This window comes from Paenibacillus hunanensis, from assembly GCF_014645615.1.
In the GTDB taxonomy this organism is placed as follows: domain Bacteria; phylum Bacillota; class Bacilli; order Paenibacillales; family Paenibacillaceae; genus Saccharibacillus; species Saccharibacillus hunanensis.
Window position 1 is genome coordinate 449101 of the sequence record NZ_BMMB01000006.1, and the last position, 6057, is coordinate 455157.

The 6057-nt window shown below is 43.6% G+C and carries 8 protein-coding genes; 6 read left to right on the forward strand and 2 right to left on the reverse strand.

Going from position 1 to position 6057, the window contains the following annotated elements:
- Nucleotides 1–65 precede the first annotated feature (65 nt).
- The 6 genes from IEX62_RS15470 (at nt 66) to IEX62_RS15495 (ending at nt 2739) form a co-directional block, all read left to right on the forward strand.
- Complete coding sequence (locus IEX62_RS15470; RefSeq protein ID WP_188776428.1) at nt 66–308, forward strand: hypothetical protein; 243 nt, start codon at nt 66–68, stop codon at nt 306–308.
- Nucleotides 309–526: 218 nt separating this feature from the next.
- Nucleotides 527–835, forward strand: a complete 309-nt coding sequence (locus IEX62_RS15475; RefSeq protein WP_188776459.1) for a hypothetical protein — start codon at nt 527–529, stop codon at nt 833–835.
- Between the two features lie 233 nt (nt 836–1068).
- Nucleotides 1069–1695, forward strand: coding sequence for a hypothetical protein (locus tag IEX62_RS15480; RefSeq protein ID WP_188776429.1), 627 nt, complete (start codon nt 1069–1071; stop codon nt 1693–1695).
- Nucleotides 1688–2200, forward strand: a complete 513-nt coding sequence (locus IEX62_RS15485) for an accessory gene regulator B family protein (RefSeq protein WP_188776430.1) — start codon at nt 1688–1690, stop codon at nt 2198–2200. Before IEX62_RS15480 ends, IEX62_RS15485 begins: the two co-directional genes overlap by 8 nt.
- A gap of 4 nt (nt 2201–2204) precedes the next feature.
- Nucleotides 2205–2336: a cyclic lactone autoinducer peptide gene (locus IEX62_RS15490; protein WP_188776431.1), complete on the forward strand. Its 132-nt coding sequence runs from the start codon at nt 2205–2207 to the stop codon at nt 2334–2336.
- Nucleotides 2337–2352: 16 nt separating this feature from the next.
- Nucleotides 2353–2739, forward strand: a complete 387-nt coding sequence (locus tag IEX62_RS15495; protein ID WP_188776432.1) for a LytTR family transcriptional regulator DNA-binding domain-containing protein — start codon at nt 2353–2355, stop codon at nt 2737–2739.
- Nucleotides 2740–2777: 38 nt separating this feature from the next.
- Here the strand turns inward: IEX62_RS15495 and IEX62_RS15500 are convergent, their stop codons facing one another.
- Nucleotides 2778–3989 carry a HupE/UreJ family protein gene (locus tag IEX62_RS15500; RefSeq protein ID WP_188776433.1) on the reverse strand — a complete coding sequence of 404 codons (1212 nt, stop codon included), beginning with the start codon at nt 3987–3989 and terminating at the stop codon, nt 2778–2780.
- Between the two features lies 1 nt (nt 3990).
- On the reverse strand, nt 3991–5340 hold the full coding sequence (locus IEX62_RS15505; protein WP_229685826.1) for a murein hydrolase activator EnvC family protein: 1350 nt from the start codon (nt 5338–5340) through the stop codon (nt 3991–3993).
- Nucleotides 5341–6057 lie beyond the last annotated feature (717 nt).

Here is a 6057-nt window from a genome sequence, read left to right on the forward strand (position 1 = left end):
CTACAAGTATCCCGGTTTGGAGTTGCTAGCGTTGTTTTTATGAGTACTTGTAAGGAGGCGAGCGTGTGTCCCAACCAGCTTATGCTTATATTGATCGATCGGTGCTGCACGTATTTCACGTGCTCGCTGATTATGAAGCGGCATGTCTGCATGCTAGAGGACGTGTAGTGGAATACAAAGGTGCGCATGAATACGGCTATCCATTGCTGGATGGCGAACCATTAATTGTTTATACGGAGACGATGAAGGAGAAGAATAAACGCAGTATTCCACCGTACATTTGTGCGGCGATTGATGCGTTGAAGTAAATTATGAGCAGAGCAAGCAGATTGATGCTACCTGCAATTCAAATGAACCAAAAAATTCAGATAAGCAAAAGAATAACAGGATACAGTGCTCTATGTTCATTCATCTTAACCCAACTTGATTTGCTTTCGCTGCTCGTACACAAGCTTGCGCTGGCAGGGACTTTTTGCTTTGTGTATAATAAAGCTTTGGAAATGAGCAAAACAAGAGGAGGCACATGATGGCACAACGTTATCGTATTACACGAGACAACCAGCAAATTGATGATGAGCAAAAAGCGATTACGCTTGAGGAATGCAAAGCGTATTTTGATACTCAGCCTGACATGGAATACACATCCGTATTTACAGTCAAGGGAGAAGCAACCATGTCGATCGAGGGCGACTTCTTTTTGTGGCATGCAGGAACAGCGGTTATTCCTTTCCGTCATTATGGCGGCGACCTGTATGTATCTGGCACCAATGAAGCCGTTATTCCGAAAATGATCGAAGTGGCGAGCGTTCTACGCGCTGACATTGCTGAGGATTAAGATACGGATAAACAAGAGGTCTGGACGGTAATCATCGTGTGATGGTGATCGCTTCCAGGCCTTTTTTTGCTTGTTTTCCAAGCTAAAATCATGCTCTATTTACAAAAAAATCTATTTATGTATTCAATTTAGATAAGTTAGTTTAAGAATTTTTTAAAGCAACGCTTTTTTTGTTGAAAAAGGATATATTTACCGTATAATTTATATATGCTTTTGAATCGGGAGGAAGAAAATTGCTAGAAGCCATCAGATTTGTATTCTTTTCCAGCATAGAGTATTTGGCGATTTTCGCATTGATGCTGTCGATATTTCGGCTCAAGCCGTTGGAGTATATCGGCACAGCCTCGTTCGTATTTTTGATTATGAGTTTAATTAGTTTTGCGCTTCGTGCAGAGTTTGATCTTTCATTTGTGGTACCGGTTGTAGGCGCCATTTCTTATATTTTGGTGCTTGCAACGATTGTGCGTATACCTTTATTGTGGTCGTCAATTATCGCTGTATCTGGTCTGTTTATTTATGGAATTATTCAAGGACTCATCATACTGACATTTTTCGGATCGTATACATCCAGTATGCAATATTCCAGTACAGGCACTTTAATACAAATCATATCTATTATCATCACACTAGGAATTTGTTATGTATTAAATTATTTTAAATTCGGATTCGTTGCCGATTTTGAAAAATTCAAATTTAAGTTTGAGCACATCGTTATTGTTGTTTTTACATCATTGGCATTAATCGTTGTTTCTATACTTATGTACTACAATAACCTGTTTTACATTATTATTTTCTTACTATTGCTTGCAGGTATATTCATTTATTATTCCGTTTTGAAGGAGCGCACTGCTTATGATTGATCGCTGGGCTTATCATGCTGCTAAGCATATTAAGCAGGTTGTTCCTCAACATAGTGCAAGCCTGGCTGTATTAACTTTTTCTTTGTCGATAGTCATCAATACCGTTTCGATTGTATTGGTGACTATTTTTTTATCCCTTTTATTAGGAACTTTTAAACAGTCTATGATTATTATGGTTACGTTTGCTATATTAAGAATGTTTACGGGAGGATACCATCTGAAATCTGGCTTACATTGTATTTTGGTATCTTCCTTGCTCTTTGTGCTATTGTCGATAGTGACATTGCCAACTATCTATTGTATAATTTTTACATGTATGAGTATTATGCTCATTTTATATTATGCTCCTTCTAATATTGATAAACATTCCCGCATTCCTAAAACGTATTATATTTGGCTAAAAGTTATGGGTTGCTTACTGGTGGCTGTTAATTTGGTAGTCTTGTCTTTGCCGTTTGCATTGGCTTTCTTCGTTCAAGCGATAAGTTTGATTCGAAGGAGGTGAAACGATGCGACTGATTCAATACGGCTACTTGATTACAGCAACAATTTTATCTTCACTTGCAGTATTATTTGTGAGTGCAGCCAGTGCCTTTTTCATCTATTCGCCAGAAGCGCCCGAGGAGCTCTTAAAGAAATAATATAGGAGTGATCGTGTTGTTGGAGGTAATCAGAGAATTAGATAAGCATACTGTGGAGACGGTACAGCTTGCTGCTGACGCTGTCTGGTTCATGGAGTATGATCGTCGGAAAGATCGGATTGTGATCCATGCACAGGACAGTATCTATTATATGAAGGGCTCGATCAAGCATTTGGAGATACATTTGCGTGACGAAGGCTATCGTTTTCTTGAGGTTGACCGGGGAACGCTGATCAATGCGGATAATATCGTGTGGATCAATCTGGTGCGCAAGGAAGCTTTTTTTGAGCCGTATCCAACTCGCAAATCCAAACGCTGTGGCATCGCCCATCATCGTTTCTTAAATACGGTGGATGAACTGCATCGTATGAATCCGAGTCTGAGCATAACCTCGCCTGCCTGAGTGGCAGGCTTTTTGTTTATGCCAGGCTTGTCCATTCCTTATGCGGTAATTCGCTGAAATAGCCAGAATGCTGCAATACAGACTGTAATGATGCTCAGAATCGGCAGTGTACGTCCATACGCACGTGAGCGATGCCATAGTGTAAGCAGTGGCAGAGCAATCAACAGCAGCGTGAGCTGTGTAAGCTCAATACCGAGATTAAAGCCCACCAGTGCAGGCACCAGCTGACGATTAGGCAGATTCATCTCCACAAGCAGATCGGCAAAGCCAAGCCCATGAATCAAGCCGAATAGGAAGGTGAGCCACCAGCGATTGCGTGCATTACGCTGGAAAAATAGATTTTCAAGCGCGACATACATAATACTGGCGGCGATCATCGATTCAACGAATTTAGATGGCAGCGTAACGATATGCAGCACAGATAAAGCAAGCGTCAGACTATGCGCTACGGTAAATGACGTAATAATTTTGACGTAATCGCGGATACGCATGCGCAGTGCCAGCAATGTTAACAGAAATAACAGATGATCCGTACCGGTGAGAATATGCTGTGATCCCAGCCAGATAAAATTAAGCCAGCCGCTCTGCTGTACTTCACTTGTTCCTTCTGCATGATTCATTTTCACCGTAAACGTCCACGGAGCTTGAAATAGAGCAGAGGTGGATTGTATCTGTCCGTTGTTAAGCACATTGATGAAATTAGCATATTCGCTCGGAATCACACTGTGGAATGTATCATGTAGCTGAAGCTGATCCATGTTCCCTGTTGCCGGAAATGTAACGGTAAGGGTAACGAGCTTGGCGTTAGGCAGCAGCAGATCACCGTAATGCATACTGTCCTTAAAGCGAAAGCTATTTTTATCCGGTAATTCTCGGTTGAGCACCAGCTGTCCGCTGTTGAGATCAATTGGGCGATCATTGTCGGTTAGCTGTAGGTGGGCACTAATCCACTGCATGATCCGATCATGTCCAGTCTGAATTTCCGATTCATCCAGATAATAGTCACCGTTCGCATCTACACCAGGTAATGCCTCCAGCACGGATAGATCATCCAGTGCATATTGCATCGTAATCTGACCTTTCGCATAGCTAATTCTTGTAAATGCGACACTATAAGCATGAGCGGATGCGACGGGTACAGACCAGCCACCCATCACCAATGCCAGTAAAAAGGCCAGCGCATACGTTCTCGCCGGCCATAATCCATTCTTCGTGCGATAAGATAATCGTGCCTCAAGCATTGTATTCATATTAGAGATACCCCATTGGATCGACTGGCGTACCGTTAACCCGTACTTCAAAGTGACAGTGTGGCCCTGTGGAGTTACCTGTCGAGCCAACCTCGGCAATTTTATCACCGCGCCCTACACTTTGACCGACGGATACGACCGTTCCGCCATCGCGGATATGCGCATACAACGTCTGAATGCCATTGCCATGATCGATAATAACGACATTGCCATACCCGTTCATCCAGCTTGCGACTACTACCGTTCCGCCATCTGCGGCATAGATTGGTGTACCCTGAGCTGCGGCGAGATCGATACCGGTGTGCATTTTATACTCGCCTGTGATCGGGTGGATGCGATAGCCAAATGGGGAAGAGATGCGTGCACCGACAACGGGCATCGTCATCATACCGGAACCACTCGGCTGGTAGTTACCACTTGAATCGCCGCCACTATCGGTGCCACTGTCACTACCGCTATTCGAATCACTTGCGCTTGTATCGGCTGGAGCGGAGGCGGCTACGCGCGCAGCTGCTGCGGCAGCCGCTGCACGGCGAGCTTCTTCGGCGGCTCTAGCACGTGCTTCAGCCTGTGCCTGTTCCTCGCGTTCACGCGCCTCGACAGCGGTTTTTTCTTTGAATAGCGTTGCGCGCTGATCGGCTAATGCCCAGAGCTGCTGTTCTTGCTCGGTACTGATATCGTCGGCATTTTCGATCTGCGCATTATATTTGGCGATAAGCACTTGCTTTTCGTTTTCCTTTGCGTTCAGCTCCAGCTTGCGCTGAGCCTTTTCAGCATACAGTGATTTGGCGCGTGTATAATCGGTATTCAGCTGCTTCTGTGTGATAATAACCGCCTGCTTATCCTGCTCCTGCTGCTGCAAAATGTCCTGATCCTGCTCGACGATCATCCGCAATGAATCCGCTCGTGCGAGAAAGTCAGAGAAGTTATTCGATGACATTAGCACATCCAGATAGGATACCATACCATCGGTATACATCATTCGTACACGTGTATCGATCATGCCCTCGCGCGCTAGAATGCGCTGCTTGGTCGCTTTCAGATCGATCTCTGCCTGTCGTAAGCCTGCCTCGGTCTGAGCAATATCATTCGATACGCGGGATAGCTGACTGCTGACCTCATTGATCGCTTGAAGCACGACACCGAGATCTGCCTGTGTGCGATCCTTGAGCTTTTGAGATTGTTGCTTTTGGGCTTCTGCTTGCTTTTGCTTGACGGCAGCATCATGTGCTTGCTGATCAACGGCGTCCAGTTCCTTTTTGATATCATTTGACGATTTGGCTGCATACCCTGTCTGAGTTAAACTGCTAGCTAGCAGCAAGACGGCTGCGAAGGACACGAATGTTTTCAATAGATTGCCCATCCTTTGTATACAAATTTCGTTCCGATCTGGACGTTAAGAAGTGGTGAAGCAGAAGTGATACATAATGGATGATATCCATTCTTTCTGCTGGCTAACCAATGCTTCGAAGTAAGAAGGTTACAGCAGCATGACTATTTATTATATTCATCGGCAAGCGGTGGATACGGATTGAGCCTCGTAAACCAGAATACCATTTGGATTTGTTTAAAAAGTATGTTCGACTACAGTCCGCGAGTTCCCTGCTAAAATAAAAGAATTTGCAATCATTTAATGAATAAATCGTAACATTTACTATGTAGAATATATCAGCACCGATAATAATGTCAATTGTTGCATAACAACGCTGTAATCTTAGAGGATCTCCTTCCTAAACAAGACGAAAACAGCATCTGGTAGCCCATCCATTTATCTCTATATCGTCTGAATATGGTCTGATCCATCTCCATCCATCTCTATCGTGAGAATGGTAAAAAAAGTATGAAAAACCTGTTTAACCAGCACCTGAAAAGGGTGATATACAATTATGAAATCTTGTATAGTGTAGTGTTAGCGATCTTCTAACACGAGGTGAAACAAAAAGGATTTTTGCGTAGCAAAATATCGTACTGCTATAGTGTTAGCGATCTTCTAACACGAGGTGAAACAAAAAGGATTTTTGCATAGCAAAATATCGTACTGCTATAGTGTTAGCGATCTCCTAACACG